At 41.9% G+C, this 22,035-nt stretch carries 15 protein-coding genes; 4 read left to right on the top strand and 11 right to left on the bottom strand.

All coding sequences use genetic code 11. The features are described 5' to 3' along the window. Positions 1-111 precede the first annotated feature (111 nt). From LXL81_RS06060 to LXL81_RS06045, 4 genes are all read left to right on the top strand, one after another. Positions 112-969, top strand: coding sequence for an AraC family transcriptional regulator (locus tag LXL81_RS06060; protein WP_234645816.1), 858 nt, complete (start codon positions 112-114; stop codon positions 967-969). A gap of 78 nt (positions 970-1,047) precedes the next feature. After that, a complete protein-coding gene (locus LXL81_RS06055; RefSeq protein ID WP_234645815.1) occupies positions 1,048-2,247 on the top strand; it encodes an FAD-dependent monooxygenase in 1,200 nt (399 codons plus the stop codon). A 662-nt stretch (positions 2,248-2,909) separates the two neighbouring features. Beyond that, a complete protein-coding gene (locus LXL81_RS06050; protein WP_234645814.1) occupies positions 2,910-3,725 on the top strand; it encodes an oxidoreductase in 816 nt (271 codons plus the stop codon). A 5-nt stretch (positions 3,726-3,730) separates the two neighbouring features. Beyond that, on the top strand, positions 3,731-4,573 hold the full coding sequence (locus LXL81_RS06045; protein ID WP_234645813.1) for an AraC family transcriptional regulator: 843 nt from the start codon (positions 3,731-3,733) through the stop codon (positions 4,571-4,573). A 332-nt stretch (positions 4,574-4,905) separates the two neighbouring features. On the opposite strand, the gene LXL81_RS06040 is transcribed toward LXL81_RS06045, so the two are convergent. The 11 genes from LXL81_RS06040 to LXL81_RS05990 form a co-directional block, all read right to left on the bottom strand. Beyond that, positions 4,906-6,339 (bottom strand): NAD(P)/FAD-dependent oxidoreductase, encoded by a 1,434-nt coding sequence (locus LXL81_RS06040; protein ID WP_234645812.1) that lies wholly within the window; start codon positions 6,337-6,339, stop codon positions 4,906-4,908. A gap of 44 nt (positions 6,340-6,383) precedes the next feature. Next, complete coding sequence (soxC, locus tag LXL81_RS06035) at positions 6,384-7,634, bottom strand: sulfite dehydrogenase (protein WP_234645811.1); 1,251 nt, start codon at positions 7,632-7,634, stop codon at positions 6,384-6,386. 26 nt (positions 7,635-7,660) lie between these two features. Next, entirely contained in the window at positions 7,661-8,260 is a 600-nt protein-coding gene (locus LXL81_RS06030) for a c-type cytochrome (RefSeq protein WP_234645810.1), read from the bottom strand. After that, positions 8,253-9,902, bottom strand: coding sequence for a hypothetical protein (locus LXL81_RS06025; protein WP_234645809.1), 1,650 nt, complete (start codon positions 9,900-9,902; stop codon positions 8,253-8,255). Before LXL81_RS06025 ends, LXL81_RS06030 begins: the two co-directional genes overlap by 8 nt. A gap of 41 nt (positions 9,903-9,943) precedes the next feature. Further along, a complete protein-coding gene (locus LXL81_RS06020) occupies positions 9,944-11,323 on the bottom strand; it encodes a DoxX family protein (RefSeq protein WP_234645808.1) in 1,380 nt (459 codons plus the stop codon). 18 nt (positions 11,324-11,341) lie between these two features. Then, positions 11,342-12,688: a RagB/SusD family nutrient uptake outer membrane protein gene (locus LXL81_RS06015; protein ID WP_234645807.1), complete on the bottom strand. Its 1,347-nt coding sequence runs from the start codon at positions 12,686-12,688 to the stop codon at positions 11,342-11,344. 47 nt (positions 12,689-12,735) lie between these two features. Next, positions 12,736-15,828: a TonB-dependent receptor gene (locus LXL81_RS06010; protein WP_234645806.1), complete on the bottom strand. Its 3,093-nt coding sequence runs from the start codon at positions 15,826-15,828 to the stop codon at positions 12,736-12,738. A 387-nt stretch (positions 15,829-16,215) separates the two neighbouring features. Then, a complete protein-coding gene (locus LXL81_RS06005) occupies positions 16,216-17,946 on the bottom strand; it encodes a tetratricopeptide repeat protein (protein ID WP_234645805.1) in 1,731 nt (576 codons plus the stop codon). Positions 17,947-17,973: 27 nt separating this feature from the next. Further along, positions 17,974-18,396, bottom strand: a complete 423-nt coding sequence (locus LXL81_RS06000; protein ID WP_234645804.1) for a rhodanese-like domain-containing protein — start codon at positions 18,394-18,396, stop codon at positions 17,974-17,976. Between the two features lie 1,010 nt (positions 18,397-19,406). Beyond that, positions 19,407-20,300, bottom strand: a complete 894-nt coding sequence (locus LXL81_RS05995) for a DUF1684 domain-containing protein (protein ID WP_234645803.1) — start codon at positions 20,298-20,300, stop codon at positions 19,407-19,409. A gap of 259 nt (positions 20,301-20,559) precedes the next feature. Further along, positions 20,560-22,014: a RagB/SusD family nutrient uptake outer membrane protein gene (locus LXL81_RS05990; protein ID WP_234645802.1), complete on the bottom strand. Its 1,455-nt coding sequence runs from the start codon at positions 22,012-22,014 to the stop codon at positions 20,560-20,562. Positions 22,015-22,035: the final 21 nt, after the last annotated feature.

Here is a 22,035-nt window from a genome sequence, read left to right as displayed (position 1 = left end):
CACGATCTTTGTACTAACTACCAAGATATGCAGCTAATTATCTATGGGTAGAATTTTCGAAACTACAATGTGTGAGGCAAAATGCTGCTCTTTTAAAGAAAAATTAGAACAATGCCTAAAAAAGCTGCATTCATTCCTGTGAATACCATGGCTGAAAAGTTCGGCGCAGGGATTGCTATTGGAAAAGCATCAATTAAGGATTTGCGCACTTTCGAGCAAGCAGAGCACTTACACCGGGACGACTATCATTTATTTTTCCTTCAGGAAAAAGGAAGTACTCCCATAGAAGTTGATTTTCAAAAGCATACAATAAAACCCCAGTCTGTAATCTATATTCACCCTAACCAAGTACATCGTTTAGGGGCACTTGAAAATGTAACGCTCAGCTTCTGGGTAATTAGTAATGAAAATCTTAATCCTGAATATCTGAAATTATTGCGAGCCATCATGCCCGCTAAACCATTAACGTTAGATAAAGAGTCGTTTTTAGTTATCTCCAAGGCAGTATCACTCTGCATAAATCTGTTTGAAAGAATCAATGAAAAATTATATCATTCTTTACTAAAAGATAGTTGCAATACAATAGTCGGATTGGTTGCTTCTCAGTATCTAGCGCAATTCAGCTCAACGGACACGCTATCACGATTTGAAATAATCACCAAAACGTTCAACAGAGTTTTAGAGGATAGGTTTAAGACTTTAAAAAAACCGTCAGAATACGCTAATTCCCTCAATATATCTTCAGATTATTTGAATGAATGTATCAAAAGTACAACCGGCCACTCCGTCTCGTATCAGATCCAACAGCGTATCGTCCTGGAAGCAAAACGTTTGCTTTGTTATTCTGATTTATCGGTTAAAGAAATTGCTTTTGAACTAGGTTATGAAGACTATCCATATTTTTCACGGCTGTTTACAAAGGTTACAGGAGTAACCGCCTTAACATTTCGAAGCCAAAACCCTGATTAGTCCAATACTTACCCTTGCTTGCCTTTGTTTCGCCTGGTTATATCAAGTTCCTTTGTATTGAAAACAAATAGCAATAAAATGGAACATTTACAAGAAACGAATGCTAGGCATACTGTATTAATTTCGGGTGCAAGTATTGCAGGACTTAGCACTGCTTTTTGGCTGTCGAAGTATGGCTTTAAAGTTACCCTCGTTGAGCGCGCACCACATATACGTCCAGGGGGGCAGGCTGTCGATGTCCGTGGACCAGCATTAGAAGTGGCCGGAAGAATGGGAATATTAAATGACATACGCCAGAACAGCACAAAGTTGAAAGGAATGTCAGTTGTTGACGCTGTATCCGGAAAAGAGATCTATCAAAACATAAAGCAAACACTTACTGGTGGCAGGCATGACAGCGCAGATGTTGAGATATTACGGGACGACCTGTGTAATGTTCTGTTTCAGGCTGTCGGAAGTCAGGCAAACTATATTTTCAGTGATAGCATTGTGAGACTTGATCAGGATGAATCAGGAGTTAATGTAACATTTGCCCATGCAGCTTCACAGCGTTTTGACCTTGTTATAGGTGCAGACGGAATACGTTCAAACGTGCGCAAAATTGTTTTTGGCGATGACGAAAAATTTGTACGTTATCTAGGACATTACGTTGCGATATTTACAATTCCGAATTATTTCGACCTTGAGTATTGGGAAATGATCTTTCAACACGAAGGCACTCCACTTGCAGTATGCATAGCCAAGGAGCGAGCAGATGAAGCCAGGGCGTATCTTGGATTCAGTTCGGATAAGCCTTTGAAATATGACCATCGGGACATTAACACTCAAAAGCAACTGATTATGGAAAAGGCTGCTCCTGAGATCGGGGGCATGATTTCAAAAATAAAGGAACTGATGCATAGCTCAACTAATTTCTATTTTGATGCTGTAAACCAAACGATTATGGATACATGGTCAAAAGGACGAGTGGCCTTAGTTGGAGATGCTGGATACAGCGTGTCGCTTTCGCTTGGTCAAAGTACCTCAGTTGCGATGGTAGGTGCATATGTATTAGCAGGTGAGATAGCCGCTCATAAAGAAGATCTGCAAGCTGCCTTTGATCAATATGAACATGAATTGCAGGAATATATTTTGACCAATCAAAACCTGGCGTTTCAAACAAGCATTGAACCGACGAAGACACTTGGCAAACATTCCGAAGAAGGAATCACGATGGAAACAGCCGATTTACCCGACTTTGGACTATCTGTGATACCATTGACTCTCAAAAACTATTAGTTAATATTAAAAAAATAATGGTTACATATAGTATTCCTTCAACCCCCATCAATGAAATATCACCATTCGTATTTTGGAGCAACCTCCCCTGTCACTTAAGCCGCTTTAAACGTTATAACGCTAGCACTTGTTGTTGAACTGGAAGATACTGAAATAAAGATTCGCGCCGCAAGACCCGGCTTTACGGCAACAGCAATGAATGACTTGCTAGGTACTAATACCGTTGAAATCGAAATAAACTGCTTGTCCTTGCGGTACTTGATTTAAATAGCCCTACTGGTAGTGTTACAGGCTCGGAAGATGCACATCCTTGTAACCTCTAAATCTAGTTCAGTTGACTTTGTAACCGGTGAGATTTCAATTCATCGGTTATACTAATTATCGTTATAAATAAAGAACAAAACCCTATTACCGATATAAGCGTGACAAAGCCATTGGTGGCTAACACACTACATTGAATGTAATACAACCAACAGTATCGATATTCCTGGCTTGAATAGACTAATACTTAGCCTGCAAGAACTGTTACAGAAATATTCGTGGTCAAAGTATCCTGCATTTGACCTTGTCAGCATACAAACTTGGACTTTTCAACAAACCCGTGCCATCAGGCCTAAGTTACCTTTGTCATATAAATTTTAGCAAATGAAAACTTAGACAAAATGAAAAAGACAGTATTAGTGACAGGGGCTTCGGCTGGAATTGGCAAAGCGACTGCAATTTATCTCGCTCAAAATGGTTATAATGTGTATGGTGCTGCGCGCAGGACCGACAAAATGGAAGAGTTGAAATCCTGGGGCATCAAACCGATCGCACTTGATGTAACTAAAGACGATAGCGTGACGGCGTGCGTTAATCAAATTTTGCAAGAAGCAGGAAGTATTGAAATTTTAGTTAACAATGCAGGCTTTGGTTTAGAAGGAGCAATTGAAGACATTTCGATGGAAGACGCCCGTTATCAATTAGAAGTGAACGTATTTGGCGCTATGCGTTTGGCGCAACTGGTTTTGCCTAAAATGCGGGAAAACAAGTACGGCAAGATTGTGAACATTTCTTCTGTTGGCGGTAAGATTGCTTTTCCCTTAGGAGGTTGGTACCATGCAAGCAAATTTGCATTGGAAGCATTGAGCGATAGTATGCGAAGTGAAGTGAAGCAGTTTGGCATTGACGTGATCGTTGTTGAGCCGGGTGCCACCAGATCTGAATGGGGCAATGTTGCCACTGACCTTCTCATGAAAGTATCCAGCCATACAGTTTACAAAGACCTGGCGGCAAAAACACACAATGTATTTACCCGGTTAAATAAAGATATAGCAGAGCCAGAAGTGATCGCCAAACTGGTCAGGAGCGGAATAGAAGCTAAAAGTCCCAAAACCCGGTATACAACTTCGCAAATGGCTTCCTCGCTTTTGCTATTTTTGAGAAGGATTCTATCTGACAAGCAAATGGATAGGTTGATCATGAGCCAAATAAAATAACCACAATGGAATTGAGCAAAATGGAAAACGTCGTTGTTCAACATAATGTCCTATATGCACAAGGTCACCAAAAGACGCAAAGCAGCGAACATTACTTTCCTGAACATGCATTAGGCATCATGCTTTCAGGGGAATCCTACTACTTTTCGAACGAAGGAACATTTGTGATGAAGGAAGGCACTATCTGTCTGATGCGCCGGAATGAATTGTTCAAAAAATTAAAAAAAGCGGGTCCAAATGGTGATCCGCCTGCATTGATCAGCATATTTCTTGATCAAAAAACGCTGCACCAATATGCCTTTGAAAACGATGTTGCCAAACAAGGTGCATACAAAGGAAAAGCGATGATGGAGCTGACAGGCGATGTATTTTTAAAAGGATTTTTTGATTCATTAGTGCCCTACGCGCAGCGTCCGGAAAAACTGACAGCAAAGCTGGCGGAGCTCAAAACCCTTGAAGCCATTGAACTGCTGCTTCAAAGCGGCGATATTTACCAAAAGCTTTTGTTTGATTTTCAGCCGCCGCATAAGATCGATTTGGAAATGTACATGAACCACAATTTCATGTACAACATTCCCCTACTCACCTTTTCCAAACTTACAGGACGCAGCCTGTCTACATTCAAACGGGATTTCACAAAGATTTTTGAAACGACGCCAGAAAAGTGGTTACAACAAAAGCGATTGGAGCAAGCACATTATCTTATTTCAAAAAGACAGATGCGGCCTTCGGAAGTTTATCTGGAAGTTGGTTTTGAAAACCTGTCGCATTTCTCATTCACCTTCAAAAAAACATTTGGCCTTACGCCAACAGAGTTAATTGAAAAAAAGGCGAGCGCCTGCAGTTAAAAAACCGGTGGTTGCATTAACTTTAAATAGAAAATAAATCGATTAGCGAATAAGATTATTGCCTTCGTCAAAGTCTGTTCACATACATATGGAATTGCAATAATAAAGAGGGCAAAATGTTAAGCCTCAATTCCCTGCGTATTCAAAAGTTCGTCAAATTCTTTTGGCGACATGTATCAAGGGCAGAATGAAGTCTTTTCCGATTATACCGCAGCGGCGGCCCCCAGATCTTAATACATTCGAATAGAATCACTCCTGCTGTATTTTGCTTTTTTGATAACATGTGTGGAGGAAAAATGTGCTTGCGAAATATTTTTAAGGTAGAAAACGGACTAATGGACATTTCCAAACAGGTCTTTTAATGCCTGTTTTGCCGCATGATAACCACATAAACCATGTACCCCACCACCCGGAGGAGTCGAAGCTGAGCATAAGTAAATTCCTTTTGCAGGAGTCCTGTAAGGAGATAAACTCAAAACAGGGCGGCTGTATAACTGCGCCAGGTTTTGAAGTCCACCGACAACATCACCGCCTACATAATTCGGATTATATTCCTGCAATTGCATCGTGTTCAACGTACTTCTTTTCAGGATTGTATCTTTAAAACCGGGTGCAAATCGTTCAATCTGATTTTCAATAATATTGGTCATATCAACCTGAGAGCCGTTGGGGACGTGGCAATAAGCCCAGGCCGTATGTTTTCCTTCGGGGGCACGGGTTTTATCAAACAAACTGGGCTGCGATAATAGTACATACGGTTTATCAGAGTGCCTGCCCTCCGTGGTTATTTTTTCACTGTATGAGATATCTTCAAAAGTATTGCCAAGATGCACTGTACCTGCCCCGGATGCATGTTTGTTGGTAAAAGGAATCGGTTCGTTGAGTGCCCAATCTATTTTAAAAACACCCATACCGTACTTAAACTTTTTCAATCTGCTGATGTAAGAAGTTCCAAGCTTGTTCCCAGCGATTGAAATGAGCTGCCTGGGCCCAACGTCAAAAAGTACTGCCTTTGAAGAAGGTAATTCGTCTATGGATTTAACAAACAGGCTTGTCTGAATTTTTCCTCCAAGAGAAATAAAGTACGAAGCCAACGCGTTGGCAAGGGATTGTGAGCCACCTTCTACGATTGGCCAGCCACCAATATGAGCCGCCGAGGTCATCACAAGCCCAATAGCGGAGGATGCGATATTGTTAAAAGGCTGGACCGCATGAGCCGCAACTCCTGCCCACAGGCCGCGTGCCTGTTTGGTTTTAAACCGGTTTGCCGTCCAGCTGATTGGTGGCAAAGCTTTCAAACCAAAAGATGCCAGTGCAATCGGATATCTGGGAATAGGAAATGGCCCTAGTATATCAGGCAAGAGTTTTGGCAAATCTCTAACTGAATTTTTTATCAATGAAAGGTATGCATCGCGATCTTCACCAAGTCCGTCGGCAGTTTCTTCCAGCGAGTTTTTCAGCAAAGCCACTGTACCATCGTCAAAAGGATGCGCAGCAGCGTAGGTTGGCTCTATCAGTGTAAATCCATGCTCTTTTAGCGGAATTGATGTGAAAAATGGCGAAATGGCAGCCATTGGATGAACTGCAGAACAGACATCATGATGATAGCCTGGAAGCGTCAGCTCAGCAGTGCGCATACCGCCTCCAAGAGTATCCCGCCCTTCCACAAGTAATACAGAAAGTCCCGCTTGTTGAAGTGTAATAGCCGCAGCCAATCCATTCGGTCCAGAGCCGACAACGACTGCATCATATTGGGTATTTTTCATTTGTATTGACTTGGCATTCCAAATAAACAATGCCAACAAAATATTTAAGTTGCTTTAAACAAAACCTGTCCATCGTTTTGAATATACCAGGCAGTGACCGGATTGTAGTGATAACCCATGTTTCCGCCACGGGCCGCCAGCAGATCTTTCAAGAATGGTTGAACATAACCTGTTTCATCCACCGTTCTGCTTAGAATTTCGGTTGACTGGCCGTTCCAGTTCCACAAATAACGAAAAGCGGTATGGGATTTGTCCATGACCGGACCCTGCAATTCTGCTGGTTTCCAGGTTTTGCCGGCATCTGTACTAACTTCAACACGAACGACTTTACCTCTGCCGCTCCATGCAATGCCACGTATTTCAATCCATCCCTTTTCTACTTTTTGCGGATAGGAAGGATAAGTGATTATGGACCGGGCATCGATCGTAAAACTAAACTGACGGATCTTTCCGCCACCAATTGCTTCGGTATATTTAGAAGTTTCCTGACGTGTTTGAAAAGGTTGATCGGAAAGTTCGATCCTTCGCAGCCATTTTACATTGATATTGCCCTCCCATCCCGGCAGAAATAAACGCACGGGATATCCCTGCTCCGGCCGGATCGCTTCACTATTTTGGGCATAACAGATTATGGCGTCATCCCAGCCTTTTTCTACCGGTACACTTCTGGTCATAACCGCAGCATCACCGCCTTCTGCCAAAAACCAGGTCGATTTTGGACTGACGCCCACTTCCCGAAATAATGTGGAAAGTTTAACCCCGGTCCATTCACTCTGGCTGGTTAGCCCGCATAGCTGCTGCGGGGTAATTTTCCCATCCGCAGCACCACGATAATTACCGGAACATTCCAGAAAAGCAATCCTTGAAACAGAAGGAAAACGTTTTAGATCAGCGAGTGTAAAAACCATCGGTTTATCCACCATCCCGTGAATGATAAGCTCATATTTTGCAGGATCAATAGCAGGAACTCCATTATGATTTCTTTCAAAATGAAGATCAGAGGGTGTTATGGTTCCAAATAAATCCTGCAATGGCGTTCGGGACGAAATATCTGAAGGTGCTTTGACAGGTTTTTCAAAAGGTGATCTTGTTCCCAAAGTTCCCGGCGGAACTCCCGGAACTTTCGTCGGATCTTCAAGCAAATGCAGTTCAGATTTTGTTAAGGCAGCCTGAAAACTTTTCCCCGAGGCTGTTTGGGCCAAAACCACAGCGGCGGTTGCTGCACCGCCGAGAAGTGTTCTGCGACTAATCTTTTTCCCGTTTTCCAGCGGTTTGTCTCCCTTTTGATCAGGCATAAAGGTTATTGATTTTTTGAGTTTTGCTAACGAATTTCCGGACCGTCCTTACGATCATCAGGCACGAAAAAATCGCGTGCAGGCATAACCACTTTGGGAAGAGTATTGGCATTGATTATATCAGCTGCTTTAATCAGACCATTTTCGTGCAGTAAAAACGCAGTCAGGTTGTACACTTCCTGATCAGTCAGCGAGCCGGGCTGGTTAAAGGGCATGGCGCGTTTGATATAATCAAAAATCGTAGTGGCATATGGCCAGTAATTCCCTATTGTTTTATTCCTGACTTTAACTTTCGGATCGGTTGGATTTTTTATCGTTACGAGCTGATCATTTGGCCCTTCGACGCCGGTTGCACCGTGACAGGCTGAACATTTTGCAGCATATACCAGCTTACCTTCCGTCGCTTTTCCCGAACCTGCCGGAAGCCCTTTTCCATCAGGCCGGACGTCAGTATCAAGTATCGCGATTTCTTTCAAAGTTGCTGTTCTGCCAAAACCAAAAGTCCTGGGATATTTAAGCGTATCAGCCTGGCCACCGTTTTTAGTGGTGGTCAGGCTTTGCAATGAGGTTAATGATAAGGAGAAAAGCAGACAGGCTACTCCGGTTATCACTCTGATTTTAGTCATACTTACCAGCATCAAGTGTACTTTTTGGCAAAACATAATTTTTATTTACCCGGTCAAGTACAACGTACAGCGAATCTTTGTTTTGATCAATTCCTTTCAAAATGACATGAGATCCATCCGTAGTCTGATAAGTCAAAATCATCCGGTTGCGTTTTTCATTTTTTGGTGCTTCGGCAAATTCCCGGTCGCGGCGCGTAGAAGCGGCACGCTGATCGATTTTTTTAACCTCATCACCAATATTAATCCAGGCCGCTTTACTTATCCAGTTTGGATCCGGCTCATCTTCCGGTTTCAGTTTTTTCTTTTTTGGTTTTGGCGCACCGCCCGATAGATCCGTTGCATCACGCGCGCCCAACTCCCGTCCGGAAGGTGCTTTGAATTTGTCCTGCAAATACAGCACATGTTCAACCGGATCACCATAATAATGAAAAACCCTTTGTCCTCCGCCCGTACCTGTCAGCTCAAATGTCCTGCTGATATCTTTCATCGGCGAACCTCCTCCGTTGGAAAGATCAAGTGGTGTCGGTTTATTAACTTTAAAAGTCAGGGTGGTCCATTTTTCAAAAGTCGCCCATTGCCACCTCACGGTATCCTGCGGTGCGTATGGTATCACTTTATTATTGATGCGAAATTCGGTCACATTATAGTTTCCACGAAGCTCTTTAATCCCTGCTGTTGATGGTTGTTTATAAGGATCGTACAGGAAATTTACCAGGGACAGATAAAAAAATAGAAACAGGAAAATGCCAATTACTGCCGATTTAATACCAATTCTTGCGTATTTCTGCCATGCTTTGGTGAAGGTCGGGTAATAATTTACGGGAACGGTATAACGTTCAAGAATAAACAGATTATACAAACGCGGAATATCCTGCACCATCAAAAATGCAGATAAAATTACAAAGTAAGAGCTATAAACATGCACACCACCATCGTAAGCAAAATTCACATAAACAATATCGCCCAGCGCTCCAAAAAGAAGCATGGCACCCAGAAAAGTTGTCTTTCTAAAAAACAATAACACACCTCCTGCAATTTCAACAACACCGGCAAAAACCTGATACCAGGGCACAATTCCAACAGATAACCAGTAAATTTTCTGTAAGGTAAAATCACCAAAATCAGTATTCAAAAGCCCGAGAGAAGGATACGGCATTTGAGTCGGCAGCAGCTTCGTAAATCCAAAACCTATGATACCAATGCCGGCACGATAACGCACAATCGTACGCAGCCAGTAATTCAGTTTGATATAATTTTGCGGATCCTTTTTCAGCACCTTGACAGCTACCGTCCAGATCACAGCGACCACAACGGCGAAAATCAGTGTGATAACATAGGTTGCATAACCATTCAAGCCACTTCCAAAAAGTGTCCGGCCAAAAATTTCCAGACCTGAGCCAAAACGGGCTACGTCATATGGATCACGGTAATGCAGATTTGCCCAGTCTATCGAAAACACGACCTTATACCACTCCGGATTCCAGGGTAAGGAAATGCTGACAAAGAAAACAAATGCCACACGAAACAGGATTTTTTGCCACTCCGGCCATACCTTCCCGGCAAAAACATCTTCCCTGGCGGATCCGTCGACACGAGCGGTGTCTTCTGCTACATCTGCCGAATTACTAGTTGAAAGTGACATAATGAATGTTGATTTATATTTTAATTTCGAACCGTTTCATTTCAAAGTTTCGGACTTCCTCTTCTTCCCAGTTTCTTGATTTCCGTCTGCAAATATTTTTTGTTGATTTTTTCAAGACGGACAAAAACAGAATCCCGGTCGCTGTTTATTCCCCAGAGAATAATCGTTGCAGAATCAGGCCGGTTGTAATGCAGCTTGAATTTGTCAGAGGCATAATGTTTGTTTCTGTTTTCAAGATTCAAGACCTGCGTTGCCGGATCAATTTTGTAACTGTAATAATGTCTACCCGCAGAGCCGAGAAACTCGTAAACCCGGTCTTTGTCGTTTTCGTGGATCTCTTCAGCATTGGTCGAATCAATGATAACCGGTTTGTTTGAACGAATACTCAGTGTTGCCCAGTCTTCAAAAACCACATCTTTCCAGCGAATTGGGTCAATCGGTGAATAAGGCAAAACCTGGTTATTAATCTTAAATTCTGCCACATTATACAGACCCGCAGCCTTGGCCAGGCCAGGTGCTTTTGGATATTGATACGGATCGTTGTGATATCCGTTTCTGGTTTTAAATCCAAAAAGGATCACAAAAAAGAAGATAAAAAATATTTTGAGGCCAAGTCTACCATATTGCTGCCATTTCAAATGGAATGTTGGGTGAAATCGGTTAGGAATTGTAGGTTTTTCCAGTGTAAGTAAACTGTAAAATCTTGGTGCGTCAAAAGCGAACAAAAACAACTCGAGAAGAATCAGATAAAAACTGTAAACAGCCTCGCCACCGGTATAAGCAAGATTTGATATGAAAACATTTCCTGTAAAAGGAATGATGATCAGCGTTCCGATGAAAGTCGTTCTTCTGTTCAAAAGCAAAAGGCCGCCAAGAATCTCAACCAAACCAAGGAATGATTGATAACCTGGCACCACGCCCAGGCTCAGTGCAAATATTTTCCAGTCGGAGTAATCGCCGTACTGCGTATTAAGATTACTGATCGAAGGCAGCGGGGACTGCATTGGAAAAAATTTGATCAGACCATAGGCAATTAACCCCAGCGCAAGTCTATAACGGACGATGACGCGGATCCAGTAATACAATGCATTATATTCATTTTTTTCTTTTTCAACAACGCCCCAGATTATCCCACCAACGACTGCGGCAACAAGCAGGATGATTAAGTTCAGAAAAGAATTTGTTGCAAAAAAATCCGGAGAATAGTGGGCCAGTTTGAAAAAATCACCATAATGAAGATCCAGCCAATTGATAGAAAATACAGTTTTGTAATATTTCCAGTCCAGCGGAACGGCCAGCAAAAAGAAATAAACAAAGGATATCCTGAAAGCCACCTTTTCAGCGCTGCTCCATGGTAACTGAAAGTTCTGAGCCTTCTCCTGCTTTATATGCACACCACTTGACACATTTGAGGTTGCCATAGACTAAGGGTTTAAGAATTAATATCCGGGATTTTGTTCCAAAGCTTTGTCAGTCTGAAGCTGCACGGAAGGTATCGGCATCAAGTAACGGTTTGGATCTGTTATGCTCAAAACACTTGCTGCACGTCCGGTACGTACCAGGTCGAACCAGCGGTGTGGCTCCAGTGCAAATTCAATTTTCCTTTCATTTTCAACCGCGAGTAGAAGGTCATCTTTTGATGCTGCGCTTGTTGCGGCGAGGCCCGCTCTTGTGCGAATTGCATTTATATCAGAAGCCGCGTTCGTAAGGTCAGACTGCTGCGCACGAGCTTCTGCACGGATCAGGTAAAGTTCAGCAATACGTATAACATAAGACGGATCCGAACCCGGAGAACGGTAATACAGGTTTCCATACCAGCGCGACTGGTTATCTTTTGCCACGAGCGTACTTCTGTTTCCACCTTTCAATGGATCATTCACCAGTGCAACAAATGCATCATTTGGTGCCCATTGGCGTGTTCCGCCGTTTGTCTGAGGCTGCCATTGCCCTCGGTGATCATTGATTTCAGAAGTTCCGTTGTAGAAAATCTCAAAGACAGATTCCTGTGTTCCGCGTGCGTTGTTTGCAAAAAATGCATTGTAAGGCGTCAAAAGCTTATAATTTGTAGCATCCGAGATTACTTTGGTAGCATACTCTTCCGCTTTTACCCAGTCTTTTTGATATAAATAATACCGCGATTTTAGCGCCCAGACTGTTTTGCGGGTTGCATGATAACGGTTCACTGTTTCTGTCAAAAGAGGTTCGGCTGCATCCAGATCCTTTAAAACCTGAGCATAGGTCTCTGCCTGCGTACTCCGTTTGATCCCCGAGTTTTCTGATGGCGTAGACGTTGGCTGGGTAATGAGCGGCACGCCTCCCCAGGTTCTGGCAAGATCAAAATATGCCAGAGCGCGGATGAAGTAAGCTTCACCGATGATTGGGTTTTTCAATGCATCCGTCAGGGTTGGATCTGTAACGGTTGGCACTTTGGCGATTACCTGATTGGCACGGTTGATAGTCGCGTAAATAGCGATCCATGCACTGCTGATTGTAGCGTTTTCTGCGCTTACCTTGTGATTAATAAACTCCTGCACCTGTGATTGTGAACCCGTCCATTGGATATTGTCACCCGACAAATAACCAATGGATTGAAAGGTAGTTCCGTAATAATTAGCATTGGCAACGGCGTTATAAACTCCGCGCAAAGCTGTTTCTGCGGAGGTCTTGTCAAATATGGTCTGCTCGTCGGATATGGAAGATTTTGGCTCAACATCCAGAAAAGAATCGCAGGATGTCAATGCTGCTATACCAAGCGTCAGCGCCAAAAAGTAATTAATTCGTTTCATGTTTCTCATGATTGTTTTGAGAATATTTTTTAATTTCTGCTAACTGATTACAGCGTGATATTCAAACCAACCTGGATAGATCGCGGCTGCGGCGGCGTACCCAGATCAATACCCTGCTGGTTGGCCGCACTGCTTACACTTGATTCCGGATCAAGGCCTGTATATTTCGTAAATGTCAATAGATTGGCACCTTGTAAAAACAAGCGAAGTGTTTCAATTCTCAATTTGCTTGTAAATGTTTTTGGAATTGTATATCCAAGATTCAGTGAACGCAAGCGAAGGAATGAACCATCTTCAAGCCAGCGGCTGCCACCATCGCGGTAATTATTTACGTTTACGCCGTCTGGTCTTGGAACGTCTGTAACGTCTCCCGGCTTTTGCCACCTGTCATTATTACTTGCAAAGATTACCCTTGCCGCATCACGTGCCCCGCCACCTTCTCCGAAGAATTTATTGTGGTTGTAGATTTTGTTTCCATATTGAAAAGCAAAAAACACACCCAGATCAATTCCTTTATATGTAAAATTATTGGTAATACCACCGAAGAATTTTGGCCAGATACTTCCATAAACCTGACGGTCGTCCACCGTGATTTTGCCATCTTTATTTACATCTTCGTAAACCGTATTTCCGGTCTGCGAATCAACATAAAGCTGTTTGTAAACCCAGAAAGAATAAAGCGGCGTACCTTGCTGCTGCAAGATCAGATCTCGGCTGCCATACCGAAGCGGATTTTCCAGTTTTTCAATTTTGTTGACATTTCTTGCCACATTGAAATTGGTCGTCCAGGTGAAGTCTGCTTTTCTGATATTTGCCGTCTGGATACTGAATTCAAATCCTTTATTACTGATCTCGGCAGCATTGCTCCAGTAAGTATTAAATCCACTTGTTCCCGGCAGAGAAACCTGCAATAAACCATCCGAAGTATATTTCCGGTAAGCGTTCAGTTCAACCGTTATTCTCTGGTCAAACAAGCCAAGATCAAGTCCAACGTTTAACTGGCTCGTTTTTTCCCATTTCAAGTTAGGATTCGCCAGCTGCTGCGGTGCAATTCCAGGCAAACCTTCATACGAAGAACCACCCGCCCAAAGTCCTCGTGCGGCAAAATCTCCGATCCCATTCTGATTACCGGTGATACCATAACTTGTACGAAGTTTAAGATCACTGATCACACGGGTTTCTTTCAAAAAACCTTCCTGTTTGATACGCCAGGCAGCACCGACAGCCGGGAAATATCCCCATTTATTATCCTTACCAAAACGTGAAGAAGCATCACCGCGAATACTGACGTCTACCAGATACTTCCCGCCGTAGTTGTAATCCGCTCTTGCAAAAAAGGAAGTCAGTGTATTTTTACTCCAGCTTTGGGAACTTGTTGTCACAGCCGCAGAGGAAATCTGCGTGAAAGAGTTATTTGCAAAACCACGTCCTTCGGCAGCTGTCCGGGAAGAAACCGAGCTTTGCAGCGTATTACCTGCCAGAATTCCGAAAGAACTTTTTGCACCCAGATTTTTACGGTAAGAAAGTGTTTGCTCATTGATCCAGGTTGTATACTGACCGATGCTTGAAGTGGCCAGTCCACTTGGACTTCCGGCGATCAGGTAAGTGTTCCAGTATTCAGATTCATCATAATTGTTATAATCAATACCGAAACTGGATCTGAATTTAAAATTGGGAAGAATATTAGCTTCAACATATAAGTTACCGATGTAACGAAGACTGGTGGAATTGACATCGTAATATTTTAACAGAAGCGTTGTGTTGTCAAAACCTGCACGGCCTACCAATTCGCCATTTTCGTTCGTTGGCGAAAGATAGGTGGGCGTATGAAGTGCCGCCTGGAGAAGTCCTCCTGCCGGTCCGTCCCCTGCCCTTGCCTGATTTCTGAAAGTCCTTGAAAAAGTATTGCTCACACCAACGGTTACGGCATCATTAACTTTCTGGTCCAGGTTTACTTTAAAACTTGCCCTTTGAAAAGTGATCGGCTTTAAAATTGATTCCTGGCTGTTGTAACCTCCTCCGATGTAGTATTTTGTCGTTTTTGTACCACCGCTAAGTGAAAGATCATAATTTTGAAGATGCGCCGTTTGAAAAACTTCACTCAAACGGTCGTAGGTTTTTTGCTCTTCCGGCAACCCGCGTCCGCCTTCTGAAACCGGGCGGAATGGTTTATTGGCTTCAGTACGGTTTAAAGAAGGGGTATCTTTTCCGGTATTGATCCACCATTCATTTACCAGCGTAGCATGTTCCGGTCCAGTTGTCAGATCCCAAAGTTTGGCCGCTTTTGCCCAACCTTGGGAAGTACTGAAATTTATTTTCGATTTTTGATCATAATTACCACGTTTGGTTGTGACAATAATAACACCATTCGCTCCGCGTGACCCATAAAGGGCTGTCGCTTCCGCATCTTTTAAAACCTCGATACTTTCAATATCGGATGGATTGATATCTGCAATTGGTGAGGTTGCTTTTCCCCCTGTGCTAAAAGTCTGGTTACTGGTGCTGTTGATAAAAACTCCGTCAAGAACATACAAAGGATCATTACTTGCGTTGATTGAAGTGGCACCACGGACACGGATATTGATCGCCTCACCCGGTACACCTGTGCTGCTTGATATCTGCACACCGGCAACTTTCCCCTGCAACTGCGCATCAAAACTTCCGGTTGGAATTCCTTTGGTTTCTGCGGGATCGATCTTGCTGATTGATCCGATCAGATTTTTTCGTTCCTGGGTACCATAGCCTACCACCACAACCTCGTTTAACAACTTGTGGTCAGCAGCCAGCTCCACATTGATTGTGCTTCTGTTGCCCGAATTTATTTGAAGTGTCTTATAACCGATAAAAGAAAATGTCAGCAGTTCATTAGGTTTGGAAAGATTAATTTTAAAGTTTCCCTGTACATCTGATACAGCGCCCAAACTCGTATTGTGCACACGAATACTGACGCCAGGTAAGGGTTCTTTGTTTTCATCCGTAACTTTTCCGCTCAGTACAATATCGCCCAAGCCGGTGCTTTGTCCAAAAACGGGGACTTGTGAAACAAGAAAGACAAGAATCATAGCAAAGCCCGCTATAATTCGTTTAAAAACAAGGCTTCTTTCAAAATGAGGCCTTGACTCATTGGTAATAAAATACATACATTTGATTGATTTAATTTAGACGATTGAATCTTCTCCGCTCTGCCTTGTTCGATCTGCGAAATCGAATTGTTTGGCAGGGCGGTTCTTTTTTAATACTCTTTTAACTCATTTTTAATGTTGATTAAAATTGATTTATTCTATAAATTAAATAGACCTTAAAGCAATAACGTGTTTATTTTTATTCGCAAAGTGTCTATAATCATCATAAACAATGTAAAAATACACCATATACTCTACTTATTCAATAGACAAAGTAATAGCATTAATTGTGAACGTTCAAGTATTTTCTATATATTCTTAAAATTATTTTAATAACAGAAGCGCAGTGACCTAACTTGTAAGTCACTGCGCGTTCCTGAATTTCTGACATCCGGGGCTGATTCTTTATAATGGATACAAAGATTTATCCCCGCCTTTTATCACCTCAGCAAGTTCAGCGCTATATTGTTTCACTTTTTCAGCATCTCCTTTTTTCTTGTAAACTTTATAGATGCCCCACAATGCATTGGCACTGTTCGGACGTTTTTTGGCTAAATCTTCAAAAGCTTTGATCGCCTGATCATATTTTCCGGCTTTCAGATATACTTCTCCAAGACTTATTAAAACCGGACGTGCATAAGACGGCGGTTCATTGTAACCAAGATCGTGTTCCTTTTTCCGGGCAATTGTTAAAATTTCAATTGCTTCGTCATCCTTGTTTTCCAGGCTTTTGATCAATCCTTGCAATTCCAGAGAAGCAACATTTAAATCACCTAATCTTCTGACGGCGATCACTTCATCAGCCGGTGATTGTGTGCTGTTTCTGAACAGATGAGCGTCCAGGGCATCAGAATATTTCTTCGCTTCGTCTGCTTTGTTTCTTTTAACTGCATCCATTCCCAAAGCAAAAAGGTAAAGTCCGTCTTTATAGGCAATCGCTTTTCCAGTAAAAATGCTGTCTCTGTCATTAATCAGTTTCAAGCGGTCTGCTGCTTTTTTATAATGACCAAAACATAATTCCATTTTCGCCGGAGCCACAATTCCCTGGTAGAAAAATCTTCCTTCATATTTTGCCTTTCTTTCTTTGGTGACCGGCATATTCTGCAATTTTTCAGCATAATATAAGCCTGTTTTGTAATGACCATCTTCGGCACAGTTTGAAAGCAGGTAGTTAATATTATGAATATAATTCCAGGTATCAACTTCGGGGATTCCCTGTTTTTTCATATAAACAGAATCCACAGCAACCGCTGCCAAAAAAGCCGCATGTGCTTTTTGATACTGGCCAAGTTTGTAGTAAACATGCCCGGGCATATGCACCATATGTGCTGCACCAGGCGTCAGCTTACTTATCTTTTCAGAACTTTTGATGGCTTCATCCGGACAGCAGTTTTCCATTAAATGAATCCAGTAATGATGTGCGCCTGCATTATCAGGATCAGATTTCAATATATCACGGAGCAGGTACTCACTGTAAATCTGGCCATCGCGCGGATTAAGCTCCACATCATATCCTGTCATTTTACTTAATGCCAGAAACAGTTTTGCGTCAATGTCTTCGGGATATTTGTGAACCAGGACCTCCAGCTTTTTCTGATATTCTTTTTTACTGTTTTCTCCCGGAGAATCTCTGAGCAGAATTGCCTCGGCATATAACTTTTCATGCTCAGATGCCGCACCTTTCAGCTCTTTAAGTTTTCTGATGGCCAGTTTTTTATCATGATCAAAGTCGGGACCTTCTGTGGCTCCGATTGCACTGTAAAGTCCCCAGTAAGGCATAACCGCTGTCGAATCCTGACGGATTGCTTCCTTAAAAGAGCGGTAAGCCTCAAAATCCCAGAAGTCGTGGAGCAGCGCCACACCCTGATTAAAATAGCTTTGCGTCAGTTCTGATTTGGTTACGATCTTTAAATGAGAAGTACCGATACCTTCCAGCAACTGTGCCGGCGGAAGGTTGTGCACATACGCAGTTTCCTTGCGGTATGCCTGTATATGATCCAGGTGATTGTGTGCAAATTCATTCTCATCCACATGGTTTGTATGATCATGTCCGCCAGCCGGAGATTCACCCTGTCTGTCACGCTGTGCAAGTGTATGAATTGAAATAAGGCAGAACAATAAAAGAGGAAATTTCATTTTATGATATAAATAGAATACTGATAATCAATGCTTTGGAACTGCCGCAGCTCCCTGTGTTTTCTGTCCAACTTCAACATCTTTGCCGTCTTGTTTCCATTCTAAAATTCCACCTTCCAGATTGACTACATTTTTAAAACCTTTTTCAGATAAATAATCAGCGGCAGCACTGCTTCTCTTGCCACTCCGGCAGTATACATACACCGGTTTATTCTTGTCAAGATGCTCCGCATGTTTTTCAAAGTCCGCTTTATCTTCCCAGTTTGCAAGCGTCGAACCTTTTATATGACCTTCTTCGTATTCGGCAGGACGGCGGACATCCAAAAGCTGGATTCCTTTCTTTTTGATCTCTTTGTCAAATTCTTCCGCTTTAAGATTGGATTTGGTCTGCGCAAAAACACCGGCCGTTATGGATAGTAATATCACGATAGTTAAAAATACAGTTTTCATAGTTTAAAATTAGATTGAATGGTTTCATAATGACCTTATCTGCTTTTTTCCAAGACATATTCTTTATTGATTCTGTTAAGCACGACATAAAATAGAGTCTTTGTTACCATCAATTTCAGGAACAATAAACTTGTTTGAGGATGGCCGCTGACAATGCCGGGCCAAATGCTGTCGGTTAAGTCTACCAATTTTGAGCCTGATTCTTCGTCACTTTTGCATGATTGTTATATTGCAGATAACGCACGCTTCAGGCCACATCCTGGTCCTTTTAACGTTTTACATGATTACATCACCAAAATCTCCTAATCACAGATAAGCAGTTAAAACGCTTTGATATATACGCACAAAATGAAGCATGTTTTTCAATGCCGAAAACGCCTGGACTTTATACAGTAAAGTATTGGGTGATGCGTTATGTTATTAAATCGATGATAGAACAGCTTTCAACGATTAGGACGTTTCTAACAAAAAAAATGCTGAACCTAACCGGATTTTCAACGGAAAAACCTTAATTATTAATCTATTAATTTGATAGACAAAGTAAAGTATCATTCCGGTCAATTGCAAACAATTTTTAATAAAATAACTACATCCCGGCTTCCGGCTAAACCTGCTTTATAATCGCCACTAGATTCGGATCTTACCCGTTTTCATTTTTAGCAATCAATAGTGAGCAGTATTTCCTAATTTAATTGTACCACTTGTAAATGTTGATTCCAACAGCAACAATCGGTCTCAGATAGAATTTACATGTCATTAAAGATGATAAATGGGCATATTCTGTACCTGAATGGATTTACATTCCAGAACGATTGTTGGTCGGGCGTAAGCGGAAAATATGTGAGAAACCCTGGTAAGAGAACGACTTGTGCCGGCGCTTTTGAAACGAAGATTAAAATCAGGATGGTTAATCATTCTGACATTTAGGGAATCAGGCCTGCAATAACCGACATAACTATCGCTATGTCGATTATTGCAGGTAAATAAAAAAGGGAAATATGTTTATCTAATCAGTGGTGTCCATAATTTTTTTCACCGGCCGTAACGGCTATTGCCAGTATATTTTGTTTTGGAGGAAGCGGGCAAGTAGCATAAGGTGTAAATGCACACGGAGGATTTATTGCCTTATTAAAATCCAGGTATGTAAAACCTTCGGCGTCCAATTTTTGGGTATACAGGAAACGTCCGGAACCGTAAGTTTCCTTTTTATTTGTATTATCTCCAAAAAGAATAAAAAAGCCCTCACCGGATTTTAATGCATCTAAACGATAATCTTTTCCTTTAATATTGAAAACAAGAACACCGGGAGAATCTTGTTGATCCAGTCTGCCTGTGATATCAATAATTGGGATTTTCCTTCCCTCCGTTGGTTCAAATTTTGCTTTTACTTTCCAGTCCTCAGACACAGGATATGTTTCAATGCCTTTAAATTCTTTTAAAAACGGACTTTCCAGATCTTTCAAACGAACTGCGAATTTGTCACCGCGCTTGATGATAAACCAACGCAGGGATTTGTGCTTCAAAACAACAGGCTTGTCAGAAGGAAATATAGAAAGTTTTGTTACGATCTGGTCATTATTATAAATCTCAGCCTCTGGTTGTGCTTCCAGTGTAATTTGTCCTTTATCCACAATGAAATCTCCCAGTATTGCAGGGCTTTTATCAGATGGAAACACGATTTTATTTTTACCGTCGCCACCAAAAGAATTCCTACCCTCTTCCAGCCAAAATAAACCTGCCAGATTAAGCCAGCCATTTTCAGTTTTCAGTGCTTCCTCGCGCTGTTTGTGCCATTCTTTTATTTCATTTTCATAAACACTGTCACTAACAAAACTCAGTGAAGCCATGGCTAACACAATCAGGGAAATTGCTTTGTAAACATCGACTTTTAGAAAATTCTTCATAACAGGAAAGTGATTTGGTATGTTTTAGAAAATGTACCCAGGATTTGGACTAATTCTTTTTGAATATTCAATTACCCCCACTAAATTACTATATATATTTTATAGAGTTAATATACAATTAAATTATTTTTTATTACCTGCCACAAAATTCCAAGAATAAAAATGATCAGAAAGGTCTTTTGAATAATACAGCAGAATTGAAAAGCTTTAAATAATAAAAAGCGCTGCCTGTCAGGTTTACGGACAAGCAGCACGCTATCTATTGAAGTAATAACTTATTAGAGGTAATTTCTGTATTTGGTAACGGGAAAATATAATTGCTTTGAGATGGCTCCACGGCGGGAGCAATCAATGCGCTACTTGATTTTGCAGGAATCGTGAACAAATTCCTAAGCAGGTCATTTGACCTGAATCCCTCTCCCAAAAGTTCTATCCTTCTTTCTTTCAGGATTGTGCTGACCAGTGCATCTTTTGTATCTATTGCAGCTGACGGGAAGGTGTAATTCGCATCAGATCTGCCACGAACGGCCTGTAACAAGGCTGTTGATGTTGTCAGATCACCCGTTTTTGCAGCGGCTTCGGCATAATTTAGCAGTATTTCCGAGTAGCGAATAATAGGCAGATAATCCAGAAACGGAGACGGTTTATTGTATTTTGTCAGAAACTGCACTCCCGAAGCGGTTCTGGCAAAGGTTCTTCTTGCATCTGTCGCCATCCATTCTGTATCGCCCCATATTCCGGAAGGATTCAGATTATACTCCGAATTGGCGTTGAATACGTATGGAAAGGAAGATTGGCCGGTTACGTTGTCAAGCTCAGTCATCGGTACCGATAAGATAGATTCGGTACTTGTATAATTTGTCGTAAAAATTTCCGTGATATTCTGAAGTTTATGCGCCACCCCGGTAGTGGCCGAATATGGTGGAGATGATGAAACAATTTTCTTTGCTTCCTCAATCACTTTGGCATAATTTCCGCTATTCAGGTAAACTCTTGTCTTTAAAGCAATAGCTGTATTTCTGTGCGCTCTTGTCGTATTAAGCAGTGAGGTTGAATAATTCAGTGGAAGGTCTGGCTCTGCCTCATCAAGATCTTTGATAATCTGGGCATAAATTTCTGCCACCGAACTCCTTTTAAGATCGTTATTTGCTGTGGTTGTTTCAGCAAGCAAACGCAGCGGCAATCCTGGTGAGGCACCTTTGTCTTCATTATAAGGACGGGCATATAAAGTTACCAGATCAAAATAACTCAATGCTCTCAAAAATTTTGCTTCAGCTATATATTGTTTTGCGATCGCCTCTGTAACCTTACCCGGATTATCACCAATTCCCTTGATCAGAATATTGGCATTATTGATAACCGTATAACCGGCAGCCCAAAAACCGGCAACAAAGTTGGAACCCGAGTTTAATGTTTGATTCCAGGCTTCAAAAGCGGTAAAAGTATTGCTGGTACGGTTTATAAATTCCTCACCCCTGGCCTCGCTGTATGTATAATAATTACCACCGTAGAAGTTGGCGGCCTTAGCAGACTTATAAATTCCATTTACCAAAGCCAGGATTCTGTCTGGTGTGTCAAATGCATTTGCCCCACTGATCGAAGTTTCCGGAGCCGGGTTTAAAAGTTCTTCTTTATCGCATGCAGAAGTACCAATCATCAGGGCCAGGCTCAGATAAACTGCGATATTACGTGCTGATATATTTGTTTTTTTCATGATCATCTTTGTTAAAATATC

The organism is Dyadobacter sp. CY356, assembly GCF_021440195.1.
Lineage (GTDB): Bacteria > Bacteroidota > Bacteroidia > Cytophagales > Spirosomataceae > Dyadobacter.
The sequence above is the reverse complement of the archived record's forward strand: the minus strand, read 5'-3'. Positions and strand labels throughout refer to the sequence as shown.